The sequence below is a fragment of the Mannheimia sp. ZY171111 genome (genome assembly GCF_017750945.1).
GTDB classification, from domain to species: Bacteria; Pseudomonadota; Gammaproteobacteria; order Enterobacterales; family Pasteurellaceae; genus Mannheimia; species Mannheimia pernigra.
On sequence record NZ_CP046532.1, the window covers coordinates 478006 to 501529 of the forward strand.

Genomic DNA, 23524 nt, shown 5'->3' on the forward strand with positions numbered 1-23524 from the left:
ATATGAAAATCTGGCAAACAAAATCCCTTATTACTTGGCTGCTTTCGCCATTTTCGCTGATCTTTTGGTTGATTAGCCACGTTCGCAAGCGGTTATATTCTTGGAATATTTTGCAATCGTACCACTCACCTGTGCCTGTGTTGGTGGTGGGAAATATTTCTGTGGGCGGAAACGGTAAAACCCCTGTGGTAATTTGGTTAGTGCAGCAATTACAAGCTCGTGGCGTGAACGTTGGTGTGATTTCTCGCGGCTATGGCGGTAAAGTGAAAAAATTTCCGCAATTAGTTACTCACCAAAGCTCAGCTGAAATGGTAGGTGATGAGCCTGTATTAATTGTGCAACGTACAAATGTACCATTGGCCATTTCGCCAAATCGTCAACAAAGCATTGAATTGCTGTTAAATCAGTTTGAACTAGACATCATTATTACCGATGATGGTTTACAGCATTATGCACTGCGGCGTGATATGGAATGGGTGGTAGTTGATGGAGTAAGGCGTTTTGGCAACAATTTCGTGTTACCTGCAGGTGGTTTGCGTGAGCTGCCGCATCGTTTAAAATCAGTTGATGCAATAATCTGTAATGGTGGGCAAGCCAAACCAAATGAGCATTTAATGACACTTGAACCCTCTGATGCCATTAATCTGCTTACCAATGAACACAAACCTTTAAACGAATTTAAACAGCATTGTGTTGCGATTGCGGGTATCGGGCACCCTCCTCGCTTTTTTACAATGTTGGAAAAATTAGGTATTGAGCTTGCTAAAACACACGCTTTTGCCGATCATCAAACCTTTGATAAAGCTCAACTTCTAGAATTAGCCGATAACCGAACGCCATTATTTATGACCGAAAAAGATGCCGTAAAATGTAAAGCGTTTGCGCAAGAAAATTGGTGGTATGTGCCTGTTTCTGCAACATTTTCGGAAAATTCGACCGCTTGTTTATTAGCTCCCATTCTACAAAAACTAGGAAAATAAAATGAATGAAAACCTACTCCGTAGCCTTGTCTGCCCTATCTCTAATGAAAAATTAGAATGGGACAAAGAGAGCAACCAATTAATCAACCGTAAGCTCAATATTGCTTACCCGATTAAAAATGGCATTCCTGAATTACTCCCTGAGGCAGGAAAATCTTTACAAAAATAGGGCTGATGTTATATCAGCCCTGTTTTTCAACATTTACAAAAAAACGTAAAAATTAAGCCGCTTGCTATCATATTAAGAAGCAAAAATGGCTCGCACTTTTTCCAAATCGTCTGGCGTATCTACGCCTACTTGTGGTGCCTCAATGGCTAATTCGAGGTGAATTTTCTCGCCATACCATAACGCACGCAACTGTTCTAACGATTCAAGCTGTTCCAACGCCGTGGGCTGCCAAGAAACATATTGTTTCACAAAACCTGCACGGTAAGCGTAAATACCAATATGGCGTAAGTAGCCATAAGTGACCACAAAAGCATCATCACAATCAGGAAAACTATCTCGGGCAAATGGGATAGCAGCACGAGAAAAATAGAGTGCCATACCATTTTTATCTGATACAGCCTTTACTACATTAGGGTTGAATAATTCCTCGCAGGTTTCTAGCTTCACACCAAGGGTTGCCATATTAACTTGATAAGCATCTAAATTGCGAGCGACTTGCTCAACAATCACGGGGGGAACTAACGGCTCATCGCCTTGAATATTGACGATGATTTCATTATCCGCAATCTGCATTTTTTCAATTACTTCCGCCAAACGCTCTGTGCCTGAATGATGTTTGTCTGAAGTCATACAAACTTCAGCCCCAAAGGCTTTTGCAGTAGCTTCAATTTCGGGATGATCTGTGGCAATAATTACACGACTTGCTCCTGCTTGTTGAGCCTTTTCCCACACGCGTTGAATCATTGGCTTGCCAGCAATATCCAATAATGGTTTGCCAGGTAAGCGGCTAGAGGCGTAACGGGCTGGAATAATTACGGTAAATTTCATAATTCTGCCTTATGCTTCTTGAGTGTCTAAGAAACGTTCTGCATCAAGGGCTGCCATACACCCTGTGCCAGCTGATGTAATTGCTTGACGGTAGTTGTGATCCATCACATCACCCGCTGCAAATACGCCTTCAACAGAAGTTGCTGTGGCATTGCCTTCTAAGCCTGATTTTACTTTGATATAACCATTTTCAAGCTCTAATTGACCATCAAACATCGCAGTATTTGGTGCGTGCCCAATCGCCACAAAGAAACCATCTACCCTAATTTCTTCCATAAGTTCTGCTTTAGTCGATTTTAAACGTAAGCCTGTTACGCCCATATTATCGCCTAGCACTTCTTCTACCGTGCGGTCAGTGTGTAAAATGATTTTGCCTTCTTCGATACGTTTTTGTAGGCGGCCAAGTAAAATTTTCTCCGCACGGAAACTATCACGACGATGCACTAAATGCACTTCACTGGCTAAATTCGCTAAATAAAGTGCCTCTTCCACCGCGGTATTGCCTCCACCGACTACCGCAACGGGCTTGTTGCGATAGAAGAAACCATCACAAGTAGCACAAGCAGACACGCCTCTACCTTTAAATTGCTCTTCAGATGGCAAGCCTAAATATTTTGCAGAGGCTCCTGTCGCAATAATCAACGCATCACAAGTAAAGGTATTTAGATCCCCTTTTAACGTGAATGGGCGTTTAGAGAGATCAACGCTATGGATATGATCGAACACAATTTCAGTATCAAATTTTTCTGCGTGTTTAAGCATTTTATTCATTAATTCTGTGCCCGTAATTTGTTCAAATTCACCTGGCCAGTTCTCAATTTCATCCGTTGTGGTTAATTGCCCACCTTGTTGCATACCTGTTACTAATACTGGTTTTAAATTAGCACGAGCCGCATAAACTGCCGCCGTATAGCCTGCTGGGCCTGAGCCTAAAATTAATAATTTTGCATATTTAGTTGTCATAATAAATCCTTATTTTTACCGCTTTAGCTTTACAACAAGCGGTTATTTTTTGCCAAAATTTTGCAAATTAATATAAAAGTGAATAAAGCTGTCTTCTAAATTTCGGTACAATAGGATCTGTACCAAGTGCAGATAATATCGCTAAAAATTGCGTTTTTACCTCGCCATTCGCCACATTTAAGTCTGATTTTAACCAATCCAATAAGAGCGTGAGTGCTTCTTCATTTTTATGAGATTGATGTAATTGGTTCGCTAATTTTATCGCAATTTCAGGGGTTTTGTGTTGAGTATAATCTGCTTGAAGTTGTTGTAATTCGGGTGAATCATTTGCTTGCTCTAACAACTCAATCTGAGCTTGTAAACCATACCAACGGCTATCTCTATCTTGAATTGGAATTGCGTTTAGAATGTCACGTGCAGGTTCAATGCTTTTCATTGCAATATAGGTTTCAGCATAAAGCAAGCCAAAATCACTGTTTTTCTTATCTGTCATTTCCCAAGCAGATTTCAAAAGAGGTAACGCTTCTTTATAACGCTCATCTTGCAGTAGCTCCAAAGCTTGATTAAATTTAAGATCTTCCTGTTTCGGCAAAATATTAGCAAGACGAATACGCAATTCTTGCTCGCTTATTACGCCTTGAATCGCATCAATCGGCTGACCATCCGAGAATAAATAAAGCGTTGGAATTTGTTGAATACGAAACTGTGCTGCTAACGCCTGTTGTTCATCACTGTTGATGGTTGCTAACAAAAATTGCTGAGGATTTTCATCAGCAATACGTCGAAGTGTAGCCGCCATTTCCAGTGAGGCAATCTCACGAGGCGAAATAAAAAGAAATACGGTCGGCATTTGCCCAGCCATACTCCAAACTTCACTAAAATTCTGTTCATTTACATTGACAAAATAATCCATACAAAACCTTCTTGAGCTAAAAAATGACGCTTTATCTATTAATAAGAAGTTTCAATAGGCAGTCCGTTTCGTTCCCACGCTTCAAAACCACCTTTTACGCTATAAACATTTTCAAAGCCCTGTTCAATCAAAAATTGAGCGGTACTCTGGCTACTCACACCGTGATAGCAAATGACTAAAACAGGCTCATCGTAATCAACTTCATCTAAAAACTTGCCGTAACTTTGGTTTGTTAAATGAAACGCATCTTTTGGGTGGCTGTAAACATAACGACGTGCATCACGAACATCAGCAAGCACAGCTCCTTCGGTTTCCATTAATTCCCACGCTTGTTGCGGGGTAATTTCTTTAAACGTAACTTCTGGCATAAGTTATCCTCAATCTCACTAAAATGGTGACTATATCATAAAATCCCAAAAGGAATGGCTATTATTTCAAGTTGAAAATTCAATGTTTTCTATATATAATTAAGAACTATTTTCAAATGCACAGCGTATTAAAATTACCTTTTGAGGCTTACAAAATGAATCAATTATTTCAATTTTTAGAAAACTATACCGATCTTGTTATCTTAGGATTATTGGGCTTACTCAGTATTATTTGTGTGTGGAAAGCAATTGAACGTATTATGTTTTATTCCAAAGTTGATATCACTCAATACACTACATTAGAAGAGTTAGAAATTGATTTAACCCATAATCTCACCACTATTTCAACTATAGGCTCAAATGCCCCTTATATTGGTTTATTAGGAACAGTAATTGGTATTCTTTTAACATTCTACCATTTAGGGCAATCTGGTGGCGATATTGATGCAGCCTCAATTATGGTAAATCTTTCTTTGGCTTTAAAAGCAACGGCTGTAGGTATTTTAGTCGCAATTATTGCAATGGTTTTCTACAACGGTTTTGGTCGTAAAGTAGAAGAAAAAAAATTGAAATGGTTAGCACAACAAGCTAAAAAAGCTTAGTTTATTTTTATAACGAATAAGGCGTAACCAATGAAGAAATTTGATGAAATCAATATTATCCCTTTTATTGACATTATGTTGGTGCTACTGGCAATTGTTTTAGTCACCGCTTCTTTTATCTCTCAAGGTAAAATTCAAGTAAATGTGCCTAAAGCAACCTCTACTAAGCCAATGAAAGCGGATGATTTAGCAAAACTCTTAACTATTACAGCAGATAATCAATTTTTCTTTAATGATCAACCTATCACTAAAGAGCAACTCACTACAGAGGTTTCCACTTGGGATAAAACCCAAAAAGTTTCATTAAAAGTAGATGGTGCAGTAGCATTTGAGAAATTTGTTGAATTAACTGATTTATTATCTACGCATGAAATTAAAAATGTGGCAATTGTCACCCAAAAAGAGAGTTCTCCCAAAACTACACCTGCTCAAGCAGAACCAGAAAAGATACCTTAAATAGGACACAAGAATGAGAAAAAAACATTCCCATATTGGTCTTATCGTTTCTTTAGCTCTTCACGCCATATTGCTTGGTGGCGGCTTTTTTTGGTTGAAAGAACATCAACAAGAAAAAATGGCAGAACAAAATGTGTTATCTATGGAAATGGTCGCAGCTCTTTTAGAACAACCACAGGTAGCCACTGCACCAGAAACGCTCGAAGAGGTAAAGGAAGAGGTGAAAGAGGCTGAGGAAGAAAAAATCGCTCCTGAGCCAGAGCCCGAAGCTATTCCAGATCCAACCTTAAAACCTAAAGAAGAACCAAAGAAAGAAAAGCCCAAAAAACAAGAAAAACGTAAAGAAGCACCTAAAAAGAAACCTAAACCAATTAAAGCATTAGAACGAGCTCCCGAGGCACAAAAAGGTATTGTAGCTAAAGCAATTCCTAGTGAAGTTCAAGGTGAAAAAGAGGTTAACGGTGCTGTTGGTGGGCAAAAAAATGGCTCTCTCAACTCAACTTCCACCACTGCAAATAATAGAGCAAATGGAGGAAATGCGAGTGAGATTTCTGCTTATAAAGTCTTATTACAGCGAGCATTACAGCGTAGAGCAAACAACTCTTACCCGCAACGCGAAAAGATGATGCGTAGAACAGGAACAGTCACGATCAAATTTAATATTTCGCCCTCTGGTTCAGTTTCAAATGTCTCTGTTGTTAATTCATCAGGCAATAGTAATTTAGATGCAGCGGCCGTTAAAAGTGCAGAAGGTTTAAGTGTATCCGCACCACCAGCTGGCTTCCCATCAAACATTACTGTACCCATTAAGTTTGAAATTCAATAATAATTACCCTCTAAAACAAATGCCCTCAAATAATTTTGAGGGCATTTTTATTCACGTTTAAAAGACTAGCTTTCGCCTAATAATTTAAGCTCACGCAATTTGACTTGGTTCTTTAGAATTTCAACTAATTCAGCTACCGCATAAACGCCTAAATCAGTTCCTGTACGAGTACGCACAGAAACTTTTCCCTCTGCGATCTCTTTATCTCCACAAACCAACATATAAGGTACACGACGTAGAGTGTGTTCACGCACTTTAAAGCCAACTTTCTCATTACGAAGGTCTGCTTTTACACGAATACCTGCATCCGAAAGTTGTTTTACCACTTGTTGTACATAATCTGCTTGGCTATCGGTAATATTCATCACTACCGCTTGAGTTGGAGCAAGCCACGTTGGGAAGAAACCCGCGTACTCTTCGGTGATGATACCAATAAAACGCTCAATTGAGCCAAGAATTGCACGATGGATCATTACTGGTGTACGACGAGCATTATCTTCCGCCACATAAGAAGCCTCTAAACGACCAGGTAAGGCAAAGTCTAGCTGTACCGTACCACATTGCCACTCACGACCTAAACAATCGCGTAATGCAAACTCAATTTTCGGACCGTAGAACGCCCCCTCACCTTCTTGAATTTGGTATTCTAAACCGTTGTTGCGAAGTGCATTCGCTAACCCTTCTTCCGCCCTATCCCACATTGCATCATCACCAATACGATTTTCTGGACGAGTTGAAAGTTTCACAGCAATGTTAGTAAAGCCAAAGGTACTGTAAATGTCATACACCATTTTAATGCACAAAGTTACTTCAGATTCAATTTGATCTTCCGTACAGAAAATGTGGGCATCATCTTGCGTAAATCCACGCACACGCATTAAACCGTGTAAAGAGCCTGAAGGCTCGTTACGATGACAAGAACCGAATTCCGCCATACGAATCGGTAAATCACGGTAAGATTTCAAACCTTGATTAAAAATTTGAACGTGACCTGGGCAATTCATCGGCTTAATCGCATACTCACGGTTTTCAGATTGAGTAGTGAACATTAAATCTGCATAGTTTTGCCAGTGGCCTGTTTTTTCCCAAAGTACTCTATCCATCATAAATGGACCCTTTACTTCTTGGTAATCGTACTCTTTTAATTTGGTGCGTACGAAAGTTTCTAATTCACGGAAAATTGTCCAACCATCATTATGCCAAAACACCATACCAGGTGCTTCTTCTTGCATATGGTACAAATCTAATGCCTTACCGATACGACGATGGTCACGTTTTGCCGCCTCTTCTAAACGCGTTAAGTATTCGCTCAACTGTTTTTTATCCGCCCAAGCTGTGCCGTAAATACGTTGAAGCATTTTGTTTTTACTATCGCCACGCCAGTAAGCCCCTGCTACTTTTTGTAGTTTGAAATGTTGGCAGAAACGCATATTTGGCACGTGAGGACCACGACACATATCAACATATTCTTCGTGATGATATAACGCTGGCGTCTCTGTGTGATCGATATTTTCATCTAAAATAGCCATTTTATATGGCTCGCCACGGCTTTCAAATGTATCACGAGCTTCTTGCCAACTTACTGGACGTTTAACAACATCATAGTTAGTTTTCGCCAGATCTAACATACGTTTTTCAAGCGCAGTAATATCTTCTTGGGTTAAAGAACGGTCTAGATCAACATCATAGTAGAAACCGTTCTCGATAGTCGGGCCAATAGCCATTTTGACATCGGGAAATAATTGTTTGATAGCGTGGCCTAATAAGTGAGCAGTTGAATGACGAATGATCTCTAAACCATCTTCATCTTTTGCTGTGATGATTTCAAGAGTGCTGTCTTCACTGATAATATCGCACGCATCACGACGCTCACCGTTTACACGCCCTGCAATCGTTGCTTTCGCAAGACCTGCACCTATAGATTGAGCAACTTCCATTACGGAAACCGAGTTCTCAAATGAACGTTGTGAACCATCTGGTAGAGTAATAATTGGCATAATAAATCCTTACAGTGGTAACCCATACGAGAGATTACTTGTTGAGTTTGATAATGAAAAAACCGCTTGCAAGCGGTTTGATTTTTGTGAACTTTTGCAGTGCTTATTATTTCCCTTACAAGTGGGGAATAAAAGCACTGGCATTCTAGCATAAAACAAATCAAAATTAAATTTTGCTATTTTCAGATTTTTCTTGCTCTGTTTCTTGCTCTTCTTCAAGTGTCTCCAACTGAGCTTGGTATTCCTGCACCACTTCTTCATCAAATGGAATAAGCTCTTCTTCAACTGTTTCAATCTCTTCCAACGGGCTTGCTGTTGCAATTGGGGTGGCATATTGCATCTCTGCACGTTCCGCTTTTGGAATGGATTTAGTTAAGAAAGCACAGATTAATAACATCAACGAACACAGTCCAAAGAGTGAATAAAAACCATATTCAGCAGAAAGTGCCATTGCAAAACCGATAAGTGGTGGTGCGGCTAATGCTCCCATACCATAACAAAATAACAAGCCTCTGCTTACCTCAACTGTGTTCATATTATTGGGTAACTCATCGTTGGCACGAGCAATACTTAACGCATATAAACTAAATAAACTACAGCCAAATAAAAAGGCGATGATGTATTGTACCCAAGCGGTCATATTTTCTTGAAAAATTGCAAATAGCCCTGCGAGTGAGGTTATAGTTGCAATTATTGCACAAGATAAAATGATATTACGTCTGCCAATACGGTTTGATAACATTGCCATTGGAATCTGGCTGATAAAACCACCGATCATTGATATCATTAAATAGAGTGAAATTTCACTTAACGAAAAGCTAAATTTCAGCAAAAATACTGACACCATCGTAAAAAAACCATTTACCAACATTCCGCTAATAAAACTCGTAGCTAGGGCTAACGGCGAAATGGCAAACAATTTAGGAATGCTGATGCGTTCACGAGCTGGAATATCGGGCTGAACCATTTTAGTCAGTGCGATTGGAATCATCGAGATCACAACTAAAATGGTCGATAAGGTAAAAATATTTTGGCTGCTAAGTTCCAAACTTAATAAACTTACCCCTAAAATAAAGGCAAAATAGAAGATGATATTATAGGTAGCAAGCACTCTACCTCTGGTATCCAGATTGGTTTTTTCGCTCAGCCAGCTTTCAACCAATAACAATAAACTATAATGACAAAATCCTAAAATGATGCGTAATACACCCCAGCTCCATAAATTATCTACCATCATATGGCTTAATGCAGCAATAGCAAAAATAGCACAAAACACGCTAAATGAGCGTATATGCCCAACACTTGACACAATACGGTGAGCAAAAATCGTACTTAAAGCTGCCCCAATAAAGAAAGCAGCATTGAGTAAACCGATAACAATATCCGTCACCCCCATTTCGGCAAGTTTGATCCCCGCTGAGTTTAGAAATAAACCATAACCGAAAAATAGAAAAAAGATACCTGAATAAAGGGAGTAAAATTTAGTGCTATTCAATGAATTCTCCTTAAAAGCAATTTGCTATTGTGCAGCCCATTATTGTACTGAGTTAGCAGATTTTAAGCAAAAAAGTGATAATATAGAAAGAGAAAATAACTTTTTGCTATTTTGCTAAGATGCTTAAATTCAGATTTTTGAAAAATAATGAAGAAATGTGAATATCAAAAATAGGACAATCAAAATTTATCAGAAAAGGCTTTGCCACAAGCAAAGCCTTTATAACGATTAGAGTTTAGAGAAAAATTTATAGCTTGGGCTGACTAAAACACTTGCCAGCAAAGCCTTAATCACACCGCCTAAAATAAATGGATATAAGCCAGCTTGTAACACCGTACCTTCTGGTACAAAGAAAGAAAGCTGAGCTAAGCCAAAAGCAAAGGTAATTACACTAGCAATTAACGCCACAAATAAGCTTTTCCAGAACGAGTTTAATACACCTTTATCACTATAATAACCTAAAAAATATGCAGTTGGGATATAGCCTAATAAATAACCGCCAGTTGGGCCAAAGAAGTGATGGAAACCTGATGCACCGCCTGCAAAAACAGGTAAGCCAATAGCACCTTCAAAGAGATAAAGTAGAACCGCTGCGGTTGCGGCTTTACGCCCCATAGCAAAACCAACAACCGTTAACGCAAGTGTTTGACCGGTAATTGGCACAGGGTACATCGGCACAGAAATTTGAGCAAAAATGGCAAGCAAGGTTGCACCAATAAAGGTTTTCAACCAAAATGCCGTTGTACTATTAGCTTCTAGCCAACGTTTGGTTTGAGTTAATTGAGTGGCGAACATAATGTCTCCTTAAATGAAATATGATGGAATGTTCGCAAGGGATTATATAGGAAGATATATTTTGAGCAAATGTAAATTTGAAATGGTAAAACCAGTTTATATTTATTCTGATGATGGCGTTAGCGAAATGGGTGTTCAATCATTGCTATTAGCGGTAGAACAGCATTTACAACGCCCAACTCGTCTTATCAACGCTGAGCAAATTATTCAAGGCAAATTAGCCAATAGCTGTTTATTGATTATGCCCGGCGGCGCCGATTTACCTTACTGCCAAAAATTAAACGGAGAAGGCAATCGCTATATTCGCCATTTTATTGAGCAAGGTGGAGCTTATCTCGGCATCTGTGCTGGAGCCTATTATGGCTGTGCTGAATTAGATTTCAAAGGGCTTAACTATAGCGTAAAAGGCAGCCGAGAGCTTGCTTTATTTGACGGTATGGCAAAAGGCAGTCTACCCCAATTTACCCACGGGCAGCTGTATGATGAAGGAATTCAAAGCAAGTCGATGGTTGAAATAACACTTGCAGAAGGTGGAAAAACCCCTTTTTATTATCATGGTGGTTGCTGCTTCAAACCAAACCCAACAGCCGCTTACCGCCCATTAGCTTACTATCCTGATGGTTCATTAGCAATAATAGAGGGCCAACTAGGAAAAGGCTATTACTTATTATCGGGGGTGCATTTTGAGTTACAAGCGGTCATTTATCAGCAAAAAATGGTAAATTGTTGTGAAAATCTTGAAATAAAAGCACAAGAAGAAGCAATTTATGCTTATTTTAATACCAATTACGGAGAGCAAATTTGGCAATATCTACACAACAAGCTCAATTAAGATTAAGAAAATAAACCTTCGCTATTTTGCCAAATGGTTTCTGCAATAACAGTTGGCGACTCGTGTCTTAATTGGCATAAGCTAGAAAAAATTTCGATAAGTCGCTCAGGTCGATTAGGCTGACCTTGAAAACCAAAGACAGGCATATCAGGAGAATCGGTTTCAAGCAGCAAGCTGTTTAACGGTAATTTTCGGATTGCTTCACGTGTTTTGTTTGCTCGTTGATAAGTTATTGTTCCCCCAACTCCTATTTTATAGCCAAGATCCACAAAGCGTTTTGCCTGCTCATAGCTACCAGCAAAACCGTGAACCACTCCATTTTTTGAGAGCTGAGCTTTTTTCAAAAATACAAATAATTGGTCGTGGCTTTTTCGTGAATGGAGGTTCACAGGTAACTTGAATTTTTGAGCAAATGAGAGCTGTGCCTCTAAAAATGAGCACTGTTTTTTCCATAATTCAGGGGAAGAAACTTCTGCCACGGCTTTTTCTAAGCCAATTTCGCCAATCGCAGTACATTGCGGCTCTTTTAGACTCAACGCATTTTCCAATAAATCTAAATCTGAAAGGCAATGTTCTTGAATATAGAGCGGATGCAAACCTAAACCATAAACAATATTTTCTGGCTTTTCATTAGCACAAGCGGTTACTTTTTCAAAATTTTTTGCAAACACAGAAACTACTAATATTTTTTCCACTTGATATTTTTGAGCATTTTCTACCAACGTAGAAATACTTAAATTAAGGCTTTCTGCAAGATAATCCAAGTGAGTGTGAGTATCAAAAAATCGCATAATCAAAGTCGTATAACCAAAAAAGTGGGGACTTATTGTCCCCACTTTTGCATTTTTAATCAAGTTTAACTGGTTGCTAACTCATCTTTATCACTTACATTATATGGTTTAAGTAACGTGAAGAAGCAGATGATACACACCACCGTAATCACTAAGCCAATGTACACCGATAATTGGTAATCTAAACCGAAGCCGATTTTGTTATAGGCTAGGTAAGTTGCACAGACGGCTGTGATAAACCACGCAGGAATCGAACATACCCAGTGGAATTTGTTATAACGATATAAGTAACCTGCGGCTGTCCATAACATTACCATTGCTGTCATTTGGTTTGCCCAAGTGAAGTAACGCCATAACACGCTAAAATCCAATTTTGATACAATAAAGCCAAGCACAAATAATGGAATAGCAATGTATAAACGTTTTGCAAACGTACGTTGCTCTAAGTTAAAGATTTCTGCTAATTGTAAACGTGCTGCACGGAATGCGGTATCGCCTGAAGTAATTGGTAATACAACCACACCTAATACTGCGAAGATACCACCGATAAAGCCTAAGAAGTGTAATGAACTGTCATATACCACTTTAGAAGGAGAACCTGCAGAAATTGCATCTTGTAATGCTTGCGGATTTTCATAGAATGAAAGACCTACTGCACACCATACTAATGCAATTACACCTTCAGTAATCATTGCACCATAGAAAATAAAGCGACCTTCTTTTTCATTTTGTGCACAACGTGCCATTAATGGAGTTTGTGTTGCGTGAAAACCTGATAACGCACCACAAGAAATCGTTAAGAATAATAAAGGCCAAATTGGTACATCACCTTTTACTTGGAAATTTTGCGTGAATTTTTCCCACGTTAAGCCTTGACCATCAGCATTTACAGTACGGAAGAAGTCAATTGGATCTGCTACACTTAAATGGGCACTGACTAAACCATACACCATCCCAACAGACATAAAGAGTAATAACGCGCCAAAGATTGGGTAGATACGACCAATAATTTTATCCACAGGTAATAATGTTGCTAAGATGTAGTAAGCAAAAATAATGATGGTCCAAACAGAGATTACCGCTGCTTTATCCATTCCCCAAACTGTTACACCACCTGACGCAACAGCTTCTTGCATAGCCTCAACATTGCCTAATTCCATTGCACCTTGAGTTGCACCCGCAATATCCATTGTAATCGTTGATAATAATTGGGCTGGGCTTGCAACAAATACTACCCCTACTAATAAAAGTAAAACTAATGCCATCACGTTAATGAAGAATTTTACTGGACGGCCTAAGAATTGACCAGCAAGATTTGGCATAGTTGCACCACCATTGCGGATACTTAACATACCACAGAAATAATCGTGCACGGCACCTGCAAAAATACAGCCAAGCACAATCCAAAGCATTGCGACTGGTCCGTATAACGCACCTAAAATCGGACCAAAAATCGGGCCTGTACCTGCAATATTTAATAATTGAATGAGCCAAATTTTCGTTTTAGACATTGGCATATAGTCCACACCATCTCTCATTGAGTTAGCAGGTGTTACCTTACTTGGATTAATCACGAAGATTTTTTCAATGATTTTTCCGTAAGTAAAATAGCCAAGTACAAGTACGGCTACACAGAAAAAGAACCATAACATAATAGAAATCCTATAACCTATAAATGAATGAAGAAAGATTTTTAGTATAAATACTAAAAAGTCGTGCCATTTTAAGTAGGAGTATGATTAAAGTAAAATAAATTGTGAGATTTGTGTGAAATATTTTGTCAGAAATGTGAACTATGTCAAAAATTCCCTGCATACTTTGACATTAATACGACACTTTGAACCACTTACCGTGTAAAAGAAAATCTTTTCCTCTGGTTTGAAAGGTTATAAATAGTCTTTCTCATCACATTGTTTTCTAAGAGAAATTTGATTTGATTATTAAAGTCGTCCCATCTTTGTATATAATTAACACATAGAATAACAAATATGGTAAACTATCTGCCTATATTCCAACTTGATACAACTATTCTCTTCTATTTAAAGTAGATTTTTTTAATGATATAGTACATCCAATTATTACGATGATTGCTCCAAATACTTGTAATAGGGTTATTGTTTCTCCTAATGTGATATATCCTATAAATGCGGTAGATAATGGTATCAGTAATTGTATTATATTAAATGTCACAACCCCTTCTTTTTGGACAATATAAAAAGCCATTAACATTCCTGTTAACATACCATATATTCCAGCAAGGCTTAAGCCAATCAGAAGGCTAGAGGGAACACTATTAAGTTCCAGTATAGTGTTAGTTTCAATAGATATTATAAGGTAAATAAGCCCTGACAAAGTGGCAGTAGAAGCACTTATCATAATTGCGTGCAGGTTTTTTGATACTTTTTTTACAATAAGATTTTGGACAGATTGTATAAGTATAGCTATGCTCAGAAATAGACTACCTTTGATAAAATCATTTCCATCCAAAGAGCTTCCATTATTAAAAACAAAGATCAATGAACCTAAAATTGAAAGTATCGCACCTAATACAAACCACCAACTTTTTACTTTTTCACGCTCATCCTTGTAGAAAATTGCAGCCATACTTACGGCAAGAGGCATAGCAATTATTCCAAAAATACTTCCAGCTAATGCTGAAGTATATTTTATTCCATTAATAAAAAAGAACATATTTAAAGTCATAAAAAAACCAAGAATAATTAGCCAAGATATTATTTTGGGATTTATTATGATTTTTCTTATCTCATTCCTAAATCTTAATATACATATGAAAACGAACACTAATCCACCAGATAAAAATCTAACTGCATTATTATTAATTGTTTCAAAATGTATACTCATATATCTCATTATAGGAAAACCTAATCCCATCAATAATATATATGTTATAGCCAATATAATTCTTGCATTCATATTCTATCCCTAGAGATTAAAGGTTATTTGGAATTAATTTGCCTCATACATCAGGAGATTGAGTTGAACTTCTATATAAGAAATCTCACTCAGCTACGATTACTTTCAAATTAAAAGTATAAATCAAATCAATTTTAATTTTTCGAAAGAGAGATGATGATCACAAAATTTTTACTTTTCCAAGTAAATCAGAATAAAGAAGCGAAAAGCAAGAAAATTATCGCCTCTACTATTCATAAGCAGCAGAGGCAATAAATATAGATAAAGATTACAAGAAAGAGAAATTCTACTTTACAGTTTTGATGAAGACATAAATTGTAGGATCTTCGTTTCAATACCTTTTGCATATAAACCGAGATCGGCATAAGCCTCTGCTTGCGTCGATTGTGGTACGAAGAAATCAGGAATACCAAGCATGACAAGCGGTCGAATTTTGCCAATATTTTGCAAATATTCATTCACAGAACTGCCTGCCCCACCCTGAATGGCATTTTCTTCAAGCGTAACGAGAAGCTCATATGAGTCTGCCATTTTTTGGAGTAACTCTTCATCAAGTGGCTTAACAAAACGCATATCTACAAGGGTATAGTTGTGTTTTTCTGCCACGATTTTTGCTTCGTCTAATAATGATCCAAAGTTTAGAATGGCGACTTTTTCTCCTTCATAGATTACTCTGCCTTTACCCACTTCCAATTTTTGCATTGAGTGCAATTCTACCCCTTTTGCATTACCACGAGGATAGCGAATAGCGGTTGGTGTATTCATTGTGTAGGCAGTATAAAGCATTTGACGCATTTCATTTTCATCGCTCGGTGCCATAATCGTCATATTCGGAATACAACGCATAAAGCTCAAATCGAACGCCCCCTGGTGGGTTTGCCCATCTGCCCCCACAATACCGGCTCGGTCGATGGCAAAAATCACTGGCAAGTTTTGAATTGCCACATCATGAATAAGTTGATCGTAAGCCCGTTGCAAAAAACTGGAATAAATTGCGACAACGGGCTTATAGCCTGCAATCGCCAAACCTGCCGCAAAGGTAACGGCGTGTTGTTCAGCAATTGCTACATCAAAATATTGTTCTGGAAAACGTCTAGAAAACTCCACCATACCAGAGCCTTCACGCATTGCTGGAGTAATGCCGATCACCTTTTCATCACGTTCTGCCATTTCGCATAACCAATTACCAAAAATATTAGAATATGTTGGTAATGCTTTCAATTTTGGTAGTTCATCAATAGTTGGATCGAACTTTGGCACACCGTGGTAGCCAATTGGATCATTTTCCGCAGGACTATAACCTTTACCTTTTTTCGTACGAATATGCAAAAATTGTGGCCCTTTCAACTCACGCATATTGCTTAGCGTTTTCACTAATTCTTCAATATTATGACCATCAATAGGCCCAATATAGTTAAAGCCCAATTCTTCAAATAACGTGCTTTCTGGTGAGAAGATAACACCTTTCATATGCTCTTCACTTTTTTTCATAAAATTTTTGATAGTGGGTACTTTATCAAGAATTTTTTTACTGCCATCACGTACAGAGGTATAAAGTGAGCTAGAGAAAATGCGAGCAAGATGATTATTTAATGCCCCAACATTCTCTGAAATTGACATTTCATTATCATTTAAGATAACTAACATATCAGTATGCAATGAACCTGCGTGATTTAACGCTTCAAATGCCATACCAGCAGTAATAGCACCATCACCAATTACACAAACCGTTTTTCGTCCTGCATTTTCCTTTTCAGCCACAACTGCGATACCCAAGCCAGCACTAATGGAAGTAGAAGAATGCCCCACACTTAGCACATCATACGGACTTTCTTCTCGCCAAGGGAAAGGGTGAATACCATTTTTTTGGCGAATAGTATGCATTTGCTCACGGCGACCCGTTAAGATTTTGTGAGGATAAGCCTGATGACCCACGTCCCAAATTAGTTGGTCAAACGGGGTCTGATAAACATAATGTAAAGCAACTGTAAGCTCGACCACGCCTAAACCAGAGGCTAAATGACCGCTTGTTCGGCTCACAGACTCCAGCAAATAGGCACGCAGTTCATCAACCACCTCTTGCAGTTTGTCTGTCGGGAGCAAACGTAAGTCTTCAGGGGAGTTGATTTCATTTAACAGAGGATACTTCTTTTCCATCATATTTATTCCCACAATGCTATTTACAATAACTCAATGATATTGTTATAAATTAAGCTTTTAGCTCTTCAGTTAAAGTTGGCTGAATACTGTTTAAAATTTCTTTTACCACACGGCCATTACCAACCACTAAGTTGCCTGATTTTAAATAATCCGTTCCGCCAACAAAGTTAGTCACAATTGCACCAGACTCACGTGCAATTAGCTCACCTGCAGCACAATCCCAAGGTTTTAAACCAATTTCAAAAAAACCATCTACTCTGCCTGCAGCAACATACGCTATATCTAGTGCAGCCGAGCCAGTACGGCGAAAATCAGCAACACCATTGTTCATTAACGCTTCAAGCATATTTAAATGAGCCGCACGGTGTCTTAACACTTTAAAAGGAAAGCCTGTGGCTAATACCGCACCTTTTAAATCACGGCGTTCTGCATCAATACGTAAACGGAACTCGTTTAATTTTGCCCCTTCGCCACGCACGGCAGTGAAAAGTTCATTACGGATAGGATCGTAAACCACCCCTACGGTTGTACGGCCATTTTCACGAATGGCAATAGAAACCGAGAAATGCGGTAAGCGTTTTACGAAGTTGGTTGTACCATCTAATGGATCAATTACCCATTGCACGTTTTCATTGCTACCGTTTAGCACGCCAGACTCTTCTGTTACGATTGAGTGATCAGGGTAAGATTTGCGGATCACATCAATAATTGCAGCTTCTGCGACTTTATCAATTTCTGTGACATAATCATTTGTATTTTTTTGTGACACTTGCGTATCTTGAGGCGATTGCTCATAGCCTTTGGCAATAATATTGCCTGCTTTTCGTGCAGCACGAATAGCAATATTTAACATTGGGTTCATATTTCCACCAGATTTTAAAGAACAATTAAGAACTCAGGATTATAAAGAAAGTAGCTTCATAAAGAAATAACAAGCGGTCGTTTCTGAGAAAAAATTTGCAAAAAACTCGCATTTTCTAACCGCTTGCAATTCGGATTCGCTATAATAAGCTCAATTTTAACCACTGTTTAGGCATAAAAATGAAATTTAAAGAAAATAATGCACCTCGCTTTAAAACTAGAGAGGAGAAGAGAACAAATGAACGCACCCCTCGCTTTTCAGAAAAAGGAAAAGCGCGAGGCTTTGAACATAAGAACGAACGAAATGATAACCGCAAAGCTCACTTTCAACGTGAACGCCCTGAGCAGACCTATCCAACCGAAGGCAGAAAACCCTATGGCGAAGGCAGTGTAAAAATTTGGGTAAAAGGTGGCAATAATTCAAGCAAAGAGAAAAAAACAGGTCCACTTTCTCCACGTGCTCCAGAAAAAATTAAGAAAAACCGCTTAGAAGAGATGAAAGTTTATGGCGAAAATGCTTGCCTTACCTTGTTCCAGCAGCGTCCTGACGCGATTGTGCGTTTATGGGCAACGGTGGAAGGGGCGAAAAAGCTTGGCGAAATGATGAGCTATTTGGCGGAAAACAAAAAAGCCTACCACGTTATCGATCGTGAAGAAATGGAGCGAGTCACCAGCACAGAACACCACGGCGATATGTGTTTGTTAGTGAAAAAATCGCCCTCATTCGTGTTAGAGGGGTATTTACAAGTACCGAAAAAACAAGATTGTTTGGTATTGTTAGATGGTGTAAATAATGCACAAAATGTTGGGGGAATTATTCGTACCTGTACGTTTTATGGTGTGAAAGGAATCATCACAGAAAATGTAGATAGCCTGAATTCAAGTGCTACCGCTCGTGTAGCAGAGGGCGGTTTAGAGTTTGTGCGAGCGTTAGAAACTAAAAACAAGCAGATTGCTTTGGTGCAACTTCGCCAAGCAGGTTATCAAATTGTGCATTTAACTCGTCATAAGCAAGCTCCCTCTTTAACTAAAACGAAATTGGCAGAGAAAGTGGTATTTGTATTAAGCGAAACAACAGCGAGTGAAATTGCTTATGCAGACGATACCACTATTCAGCTTTCCTTTAGTAATCCGTTAAATAGCGGCTTGAATGTCGCTGTCAATACTGGTATTTTGCTTAACCAATGGTATCAAACCCATATTCTCTAAGCTGATAATAGGAATAGAAAATGAACCAACAAAAACCATTTGAAGTAATTGCCATTGTTGGTACTCCTCGCCACGATAGTGCTTTTGAAACCCATTTGGCCGTTTATAATTGGCTAAAAGATCGTGAGTATAAGATCTTGGTTGAAAAGAATGTAGCAAAACAGATAGCTCTCGAAGAGAGCTACACTTTAGATGAAATCGGGCAACGTGCCGAATTAGTGATTGTGATTGGGGGAGATGGCAATATGCTTGGTATTGCACGTGCTTTGGCGAAATATCAAGTGCCGCTCATTGGCATTAATCGTGGCAATTTAGGTTTTTTAACCGATATTGCCCCTCAAACGGCTTTTGAGCAACTTTATAGTTGCTTGGTTAAAAATGAATATGTGATTGAAGAACGCTTCTTGTTAGAGGCTTATATTGAGCGTAATGGTAAGATTATTTCGTTAAATAATGCATTAAATGAAATTGTCGTTCACCCAACACAAGTTGCTCGCATTATTGAATTTGAAGTTTATATTGATGGTAAATTTGCTTTTTCACAACGAGCAGATGGGTTAATTGTTGCAACACCAACTGGCTCAACCGCTTACTCGCTTTCTGCAGGAGGCCCAATTCTTACCCCAAATATGAACGCAATCGCACTTGTCCCAATGCACCCCCATACGCTGTCGGCTCGTCCTTTAGTGATAGATGGTGACAGCCAAATTTCACTCCGTTTTGCTAAATATAATACCCCTGATTTAGAAGTGATTTGTGATGGGCAAGTAAAGATGAGTTTTACCCCCGAAGATCGGGTATTGGTAAGAAAAAGTGCAGACAAGTTACAATTATTACATTTGAAAGATTATAATTACTTTACTGTGTTAAGCTCTAAATTAGGCTGGGCGAGCAAATTGTTTTGAAGCCCCAAATAATATTCTATTACGTTGTGGGTTTATTGATACAAATTGGTACAAGCGGTTCTTTTTGCGGGAAAATTTGCAAATCAATATGAATTTTATTCATAATCTTCTCAAAAACATATCATTTTTCTTCAAGAAAAATTTATGGTTCAATAAGCTCATCTCAAAACAATAATAACACAAGGAAAATGTAAGATGACTACAGATTTTAAATGCCAAGTTCACACAATCGAATTCGATGAAAACTATGAGCCAGCTCACAGCACTCGTTTAACAACCAACTTTGCTAACCTTGCACGTGGTAAAAACCGCAAACAAAATTTGCAAAATGCTATTGCAATGATCAACAATCGTTTTAATGATTTGGCGAACTGGGACAACCCAAATGCTGATCGCTATTCAGTAAAATTAGATATTGTATCAATGGATATTGATGTTGAAGGCAAGGGGCAATTTTTCCCTGCTATTGAATGGTTAAAAACTTATGTGATCGATCATAAAACAGGAAAGAAAATTGATGGCATCGTGGGTAATAACTTCTCTTCCCATGTACGTGATTACGATTTCAGCGTTTTACTCAACGATTACAATAAAGATAAACCAAGTTTCAGCGTGCCAGAAGGCTATGGTGAATTACATGGCAAATTGTATAAGCATTTGCTTAATTCACCAGAGTACAAAGCCAAATTCCAGAAACCACCAGTAATCTGTTTAAGCGTGGCAACCACTCGCACTTACCACAAAACCACGAATATTCATCCAATTTTAGGCGTAGAATATGTGCAAAATGACTATTCATTAACTGATGACTACTTTGCTAAAATGGGCTTATCGGTGCGCTACTTTATGCCACCAAAATCAGTTGCTCCGTATGCTTTCTATTTTGATAGTAATGCCGATCTGTTAAATGATTACACTAATCTGGAATTGATAAGCACAATAGCAACAATGGAAGCATTTCAAAAAATTTATCGTCCAGAAGTATATAATGCAAACTCAGTTGCAGGACAAGTTTACAAAGCAAGCTTAACTTATAATGATTACTCAGTCACAAAAGTAGAGTATGATCGTGAAGAGCGTACTCAATTAGCAATTAAGCAAGGTAAATATACCGAAGAGCATTTCATCAAACCATATAAAACAATTTTAGATGCTTGGATGAACGAAAAATAGTACGATTAGCCATCGTATGTGGGCGGGTACAGGACCCGCCCATACGCATTTTTATATAGGAAGAACATATGAGCAAAATTTTATTACCCACTTCTACTGCAGGCAGCTTACCAAAACCAGCTTGGCTTGCTGAGCCTGAAAAACTCTGGTCTGAATGGAAATTCAGCGGCAGTGAATTACGACAAGCAAAAAGAGATGCACTTTTAGTTTCACTTGCTGAGCAAACGGCAGCAGGTATTGATATTGTAAGTGATGGCGAACAAACTCGTCAGCATTTTGTAACCACCTTCATTGAACATTTAGACGGCGTAGATTTTAACAAACGTGAAACCGTCCGTATTCGCAACCGTTACGATGCCAGTGTACCCACTGTAGTTGGTGCAGTTTCTCGCCCTAAATCAGTATTTGTTGAAGATGCAAAATTCCTGCGTGCACATACCAATAAGCCAATTAAATGGGCACTACCAGGACCAATGACAATGATTGACACCTTATATGATGCACATTATAAAAGCCGTGAAAAATTAGCTTGGGAATTTGCCAAAATTCTCAATGAAGAAGCTAAAGAGCTAGAAGCAGCAGGGGTAGATATTATTCAATTTGACGAGCCTGCATTTAACGTATTTTTTGAAGAATTAAACGATTGGGGCGTTCGCACACTGGAACGAGCTATTGAGGGCTTAAAATGCGAAACTGCTGTACATATCTGCTATGGTTACGGTATTAAAGCGAACACTGATTGGAAACAAACGCTTGGTTCAGAGTGGCGTCAATACGAGGAGAGCTTTCCAAAACTGCAACAATCAAAAATCGATATTATCTCACTTGAATGTCAAAACTCACGTGTGCCAATGGATTTAATTGAGTTAGTACGTGGTAAAAAAGTGATGTTAGGTGCAATTGATGTCGCCACCAATGTTATCGAAACGCCAGAGCAAGTGGCAGACACATTGCGTAAAGCATTGCAATTTGTTGATGCAGATAAACTATACCCTTGTACTAACTGCGGTATGGCACCACTTTCTCGTGAAGTCGCTCGTGGCAAGCTCAATGCACTTAGTCAAGGTGCAGCGATAATTAGAGCAGAATTGGTGGGCTAGAAAAGCAAAACTTACTATCTTACAAGCGGTCATATTTTCTTATAAAGTTGCAATTTCTAGGCTGACTTTAGTAAATAAAATTAAAGGAGCATTCTCAACAAATGGAGGATACTCCTTAATTTTTACTTAGTCTAAAATACTAATAGCAATTACCAATGCAAGCCTACACTACCACCCAAGGTCACATCACTCGCAGTATTAATACCGGCACCTAATTTAATATGAACTTGGTTATTATCAGAAGAGCGAGCATAACCTACTGCAACTGCTGATTGCCCTTTATAGTTGGCTAATGAAGCTGATAACGCACTTTTCCCAGCACCACTTGAGACTTGTAACATCCCTAGTGCCGATGCACCCGCAATACCTGCTCTTAACTCTTGATTCATTTGGTTTAATTGACCTTTAACATTGCGAATTTCTTGAGCAGTTTCTTCAACATAATTTTTAACCCGCTTGAGCTGACGAACATTCACTACATCGGTATCATTAATACCATCAACAACTTGAGCAATCCTTTGGCTACCTGCATTAATGCCAGCCTGATTAATCTCTAAATCATTCACTTTTACACTGTTGAATGAAACATTATCAGCCGTTGAAATGGTAAAAGAACGATATCCATTTGGGTGATTTTCTTCTTTCACACTAATATTCTTTCCTGCTTTTACATCTACTAAAGCAGGATCACCTTTATCACCTTTCAAACCTTGTAAACCTTGCTCTCCTCGCTCCCCCTTATCACCTTTCAAACCCTGTAAACCTTGCTCTCCTCGCTCCCCCTTATCACCTTTCAAACCCTGTAAACCTTGCTCTCCTCGCTCCCCCTTATCACCTTTCAAACCCTGTAAACCTTGCTCTCCTCGCTCTCCCTTATCACCTTTCAAACCTTGTAAACCTTGCTCTCCTCGCTCTCCCTTATCACCTTTCAAACCTTGTAAACCTTGCTCTCCTCGCTCTCCCTTATCACCTTTCAAACCTTGTAAACCTTGCTCGCCTTTTTCTCCCCGCCTTCCAGATGAGGCTGTAATCGAAGAGAGACTATCAATTACAGCATAGAGCTGGCTTCCATTTACAGCATCGGTACTGGTGGCAGAAATTCGACCAGCAGCAACGTTAGTAATAGTGCGAGTTTCTTTATTAGCATCATCGTTCGGCAACACATGA

General features: G+C 38.7%; 23 protein-coding genes and 1 pseudogene. 10 read left to right on the forward strand and 14 right to left on the reverse strand.

Annotated features, from left to right (window positions below; all coding sequences use genetic code 11):
• The first annotated feature begins 2 nt into the window (after window positions 1–2).
• Together lpxK and GM698_RS02215 are read left to right on the forward strand one after the other, a co-directional pair.
• Window positions 3–980 (forward strand): tetraacyldisaccharide 4'-kinase, encoded by a 978-nt coding sequence (lpxK, locus tag GM698_RS02210; RefSeq protein ID WP_209289591.1) that lies wholly within the window; start codon window positions 3–5, stop codon window positions 978–980.
• 1 nt (window position 981) lies between these two features.
• On the forward strand, window positions 982–1149 hold the full coding sequence (locus GM698_RS02215) for a Trm112 family protein (RefSeq protein WP_209289592.1): 168 nt from the start codon (window positions 982–984) through the stop codon (window positions 1147–1149).
• A gap of 72 nt (window positions 1150–1221) precedes the next feature.
• On the opposite strand, the gene kdsB is transcribed toward GM698_RS02215, so the two are convergent.
• The 4 genes from kdsB to glpE form a co-directional block, all read right to left on the reverse strand.
• Entirely contained in the window at window positions 1222–1977 is a 756-nt protein-coding gene (gene kdsB / locus GM698_RS02220; RefSeq protein WP_176812311.1) for a 3-deoxy-manno-octulosonate cytidylyltransferase, read from the reverse strand.
• 9 nt (window positions 1978–1986) lie between these two features.
• On the reverse strand, window positions 1987–2940 hold the full coding sequence (gene trxB / locus GM698_RS02225) for a thioredoxin-disulfide reductase (RefSeq protein WP_176808013.1): 954 nt from the start codon (window positions 2938–2940) through the stop codon (window positions 1987–1989).
• A gap of 67 nt (window positions 2941–3007) precedes the next feature.
• Window positions 3008–3853: a co-chaperone YbbN gene (locus tag GM698_RS02230; RefSeq protein WP_176808012.1), complete on the reverse strand. Its 846-nt coding sequence runs from the start codon at window positions 3851–3853 to the stop codon at window positions 3008–3010.
• A gap of 38 nt (window positions 3854–3891) precedes the next feature.
• On the reverse strand, window positions 3892–4221 hold the full coding sequence (glpE, locus tag GM698_RS02235; RefSeq protein ID WP_176808011.1) for a thiosulfate sulfurtransferase GlpE: 330 nt from the start codon (window positions 4219–4221) through the stop codon (window positions 3892–3894).
• Window positions 4222–4376: 155 nt separating this feature from the next.
• Here glpE and exbB point away from each other — a divergent pair, with 155 nt between their 5' ends.
• From exbB to GM698_RS02250, 3 genes are read left to right on the forward strand one after another with little or no spacing between them, the layout of a single operon-like run.
• Entirely contained in the window at window positions 4377–4823 is a 447-nt protein-coding gene (gene exbB / locus GM698_RS02240) for a TonB-system energizer ExbB (RefSeq protein WP_176808010.1), read from the forward strand.
• A 30-nt stretch (window positions 4824–4853) separates the two neighbouring features.
• Window positions 4854–5279, forward strand: a complete 426-nt coding sequence (gene exbD / locus GM698_RS02245) for a TonB system transport protein ExbD (RefSeq protein ID WP_176808009.1) — start codon at window positions 4854–4856, stop codon at window positions 5277–5279.
• 13 nt (window positions 5280–5292) lie between these two features.
• A complete protein-coding gene (locus GM698_RS02250; RefSeq protein WP_209289593.1) occupies window positions 5293–6105 on the forward strand; it encodes a TonB family protein in 813 nt (270 codons plus the stop codon).
• Between the two features lie 65 nt (window positions 6106–6170).
• On the opposite strand, the gene thrS is transcribed toward GM698_RS02250, so the two are convergent.
• From thrS to GM698_RS02265, 3 genes are all read right to left on the reverse strand, one after another.
• A complete protein-coding gene (gene thrS / locus GM698_RS02255; RefSeq protein WP_209289594.1) occupies window positions 6171–8102 on the reverse strand; it encodes a threonine--tRNA ligase in 1932 nt (643 codons plus the stop codon).
• 166 nt (window positions 8103–8268) lie between these two features.
• A complete protein-coding gene (locus GM698_RS02260; RefSeq protein WP_209289595.1) occupies window positions 8269–9597 on the reverse strand; it encodes an MFS transporter in 1329 nt (442 codons plus the stop codon).
• Between the two features lie 228 nt (window positions 9598–9825).
• Window positions 9826–10392, reverse strand: a complete 567-nt coding sequence (locus GM698_RS02265) for a biotin transporter BioY (RefSeq protein ID WP_176808005.1) — start codon at window positions 10390–10392, stop codon at window positions 9826–9828.
• A gap of 61 nt (window positions 10393–10453) precedes the next feature.
• On the opposite strand from GM698_RS02265, the gene GM698_RS02270 reads away from it, so the two are divergent.
• Window positions 10454–11224 (forward strand): BPL-N domain-containing protein, encoded by a 771-nt coding sequence (locus GM698_RS02270; RefSeq protein ID WP_238336873.1) that lies wholly within the window; start codon window positions 10454–10456, stop codon window positions 11222–11224.
• A 2-nt stretch (window positions 11225–11226) separates the two neighbouring features.
• Here GM698_RS02270 and GM698_RS02275 read toward each other — a convergent pair whose 3' ends face one another.
• The 5 genes from GM698_RS02275 to suhB form a co-directional block, all read right to left on the reverse strand.
• Complete coding sequence (locus GM698_RS02275; protein ID WP_176812308.1) at window positions 11227–12015, reverse strand: TatD family hydrolase; 789 nt, start codon at window positions 12013–12015, stop codon at window positions 11227–11229.
• A gap of 65 nt (window positions 12016–12080) precedes the next feature.
• Window positions 12081–13667, reverse strand: coding sequence for a carbon starvation protein A (locus GM698_RS02280; protein ID WP_176808003.1), 1587 nt, complete (start codon window positions 13665–13667; stop codon window positions 12081–12083).
• A 373-nt stretch (window positions 13668–14040) separates the two neighbouring features.
• A complete protein-coding gene (locus tag GM698_RS02285) occupies window positions 14041–14949 on the reverse strand; it encodes a DMT family transporter (RefSeq protein WP_159629233.1) in 909 nt (302 codons plus the stop codon).
• Window positions 14950–15240: 291 nt separating this feature from the next.
• A complete protein-coding gene (gene dxs / locus GM698_RS02290) occupies window positions 15241–17106 on the reverse strand; it encodes a 1-deoxy-D-xylulose-5-phosphate synthase (protein WP_209289771.1) in 1866 nt (621 codons plus the stop codon).
• Window positions 17107–17158: 52 nt separating this feature from the next.
• Window positions 17159–17971, reverse strand: a complete 813-nt coding sequence (gene suhB, locus GM698_RS02295; RefSeq protein ID WP_159629232.1) for an inositol-1-monophosphatase — start codon at window positions 17969–17971, stop codon at window positions 17159–17161.
• Window positions 17972–18150: 179 nt separating this feature from the next.
• Here suhB and GM698_RS02300 point away from each other — a divergent pair, with 179 nt between their 5' ends.
• The 4 genes from GM698_RS02300 (at window position 18151) to GM698_RS02315 (ending at window position 22357) form a co-directional block, all read left to right on the forward strand.
• Window positions 18151–19179 carry a TrmH family RNA methyltransferase gene (locus GM698_RS02300; protein ID WP_371739906.1) on the forward strand — a complete coding sequence of 343 codons (1029 nt, stop codon included), beginning with the start codon at window positions 18151–18153 and terminating at the stop codon, window positions 19177–19179.
• A gap of 20 nt (window positions 19180–19199) precedes the next feature.
• On the forward strand, window positions 19200–20084 hold the full coding sequence (locus tag GM698_RS02305) for an NAD(+) kinase (RefSeq protein ID WP_159629230.1): 885 nt from the start codon (window positions 19200–19202) through the stop codon (window positions 20082–20084).
• Between the two features lie 195 nt (window positions 20085–20279).
• A complete protein-coding gene (locus GM698_RS02310; protein ID WP_176809693.1) occupies window positions 20280–21257 on the forward strand; it encodes a DUF1852 domain-containing protein in 978 nt (325 codons plus the stop codon).
• A gap of 68 nt (window positions 21258–21325) precedes the next feature.
• Window positions 21326–22357 carry a methionine synthase gene (locus GM698_RS02315; protein ID WP_176812305.1) on the forward strand — a complete coding sequence of 344 codons (1032 nt, stop codon included), beginning with the start codon at window positions 21326–21328 and terminating at the stop codon, window positions 22355–22357.
• Window positions 22358–22506: 149 nt separating this feature from the next.
• Here the strand turns inward: GM698_RS02315 and GM698_RS10755 are convergent, their stop codons facing one another.
• Window positions 22507–23004: a YadA-like family protein gene (locus tag GM698_RS10755; RefSeq protein ID WP_371739918.1), complete on the reverse strand. Its 498-nt coding sequence runs from the start codon at window positions 23002–23004 to the stop codon at window positions 22507–22509.
• A 387-nt stretch (window positions 23005–23391) separates the two neighbouring features.
• Window positions 23392–23490: pseudogene (locus GM698_RS10760) on the reverse strand (hypothetical protein); the annotation flags it as partial.
• Between the last annotated feature and the right edge of the window lie 34 nt (window positions 23491–23524).

Bases quoted from the DNA above. Each gene is read 5' to 3' on its own strand.
- lpxK (WP_209289591.1), top strand. From the start codon at position 3: ATGAAAATCTGGCAAACAAAATCCCTTATTACTTGGCTGCTTTCGCCA.
- GM698_RS02215 (WP_209289592.1), top strand. From the start codon at position 982: ATGAATGAAAACCTACTCCGTAGCCTTGTCTGCCCTATCTCTAATGAA.
- kdsB (WP_176812311.1), bottom strand. From the start codon at position 1,977: ATGAAATTTACCGTAATTATTCCAGCCCGTTACGCCTCTAGCCGCTTA.
- trxB (WP_176808013.1), bottom strand. From the start codon at position 2,940: ATGACAACTAAATATGCAAAATTATTAATTTTAGGCTCAGGCCCAGCA.
- GM698_RS02230 (WP_176808012.1), bottom strand. From the start codon at position 3,853: ATGGATTATTTTGTCAATGTAAATGAACAGAATTTTAGTGAAGTTTGG.
- glpE (WP_176808011.1), bottom strand. From the start codon at position 4,221: ATGCCAGAAGTTACGTTTAAAGAAATTACCCCGCAACAAGCGTGGGAA.
- exbB (WP_176808010.1), top strand. From the start codon at position 4,377: ATGAATCAATTATTTCAATTTTTAGAAAACTATACCGATCTTGTTATC.
- exbD (WP_176808009.1), top strand. From the start codon at position 4,854: ATGAAGAAATTTGATGAAATCAATATTATCCCTTTTATTGACATTATG.
- GM698_RS02250 (WP_209289593.1), top strand. From the start codon at position 5,293: ATGAGAAAAAAACATTCCCATATTGGTCTTATCGTTTCTTTAGCTCTT.
- thrS (WP_209289594.1), bottom strand. From the start codon at position 8,102: ATGCCAATTATTACTCTACCAGATGGTTCACAACGTTCATTTGAGAAC.
- GM698_RS02265 (WP_176808005.1), bottom strand. From the start codon at position 10,392: ATGTTCGCCACTCAATTAACTCAAACCAAACGTTGGCTAGAAGCTAAT.
- GM698_RS02275 (WP_176812308.1), bottom strand. From the start codon at position 12,015: ATGCGATTTTTTGATACTCACACTCACTTGGATTATCTTGCAGAAAGC.
- GM698_RS02280 (WP_176808003.1), bottom strand. From the start codon at position 13,667: ATGTTATGGTTCTTTTTCTGTGTAGCCGTACTTGTACTTGGCTATTTT.
- GM698_RS02285 (WP_159629233.1), bottom strand. From the start codon at position 14,949: ATGAATGCAAGAATTATATTGGCTATAACATATATATTATTGATGGGA.
- dxs (WP_209289771.1), bottom strand. From the start codon at position 17,106: ATGGAAAAGAAGTATCCTCTGTTAAATGAAATCAACTCCCCTGAAGAC.
- suhB (WP_159629232.1), bottom strand. From the start codon at position 17,971: ATGAACCCAATGTTAAATATTGCTATTCGTGCTGCACGAAAAGCAGGC.
- GM698_RS02300 (WP_371739906.1), top strand. From the start codon at position 18,151: ATGAAATTTAAAGAAAATAATGCACCTCGCTTTAAAACTAGAGAGGAG.
- GM698_RS02305 (WP_159629230.1), top strand. From the start codon at position 19,200: ATGAACCAACAAAAACCATTTGAAGTAATTGCCATTGTTGGTACTCCT.
- GM698_RS02310 (WP_176809693.1), top strand. From the start codon at position 20,280: ATGACTACAGATTTTAAATGCCAAGTTCACACAATCGAATTCGATGAA.
- GM698_RS02315 (WP_176812305.1), top strand. From the start codon at position 21,326: ATGAGCAAAATTTTATTACCCACTTCTACTGCAGGCAGCTTACCAAAA.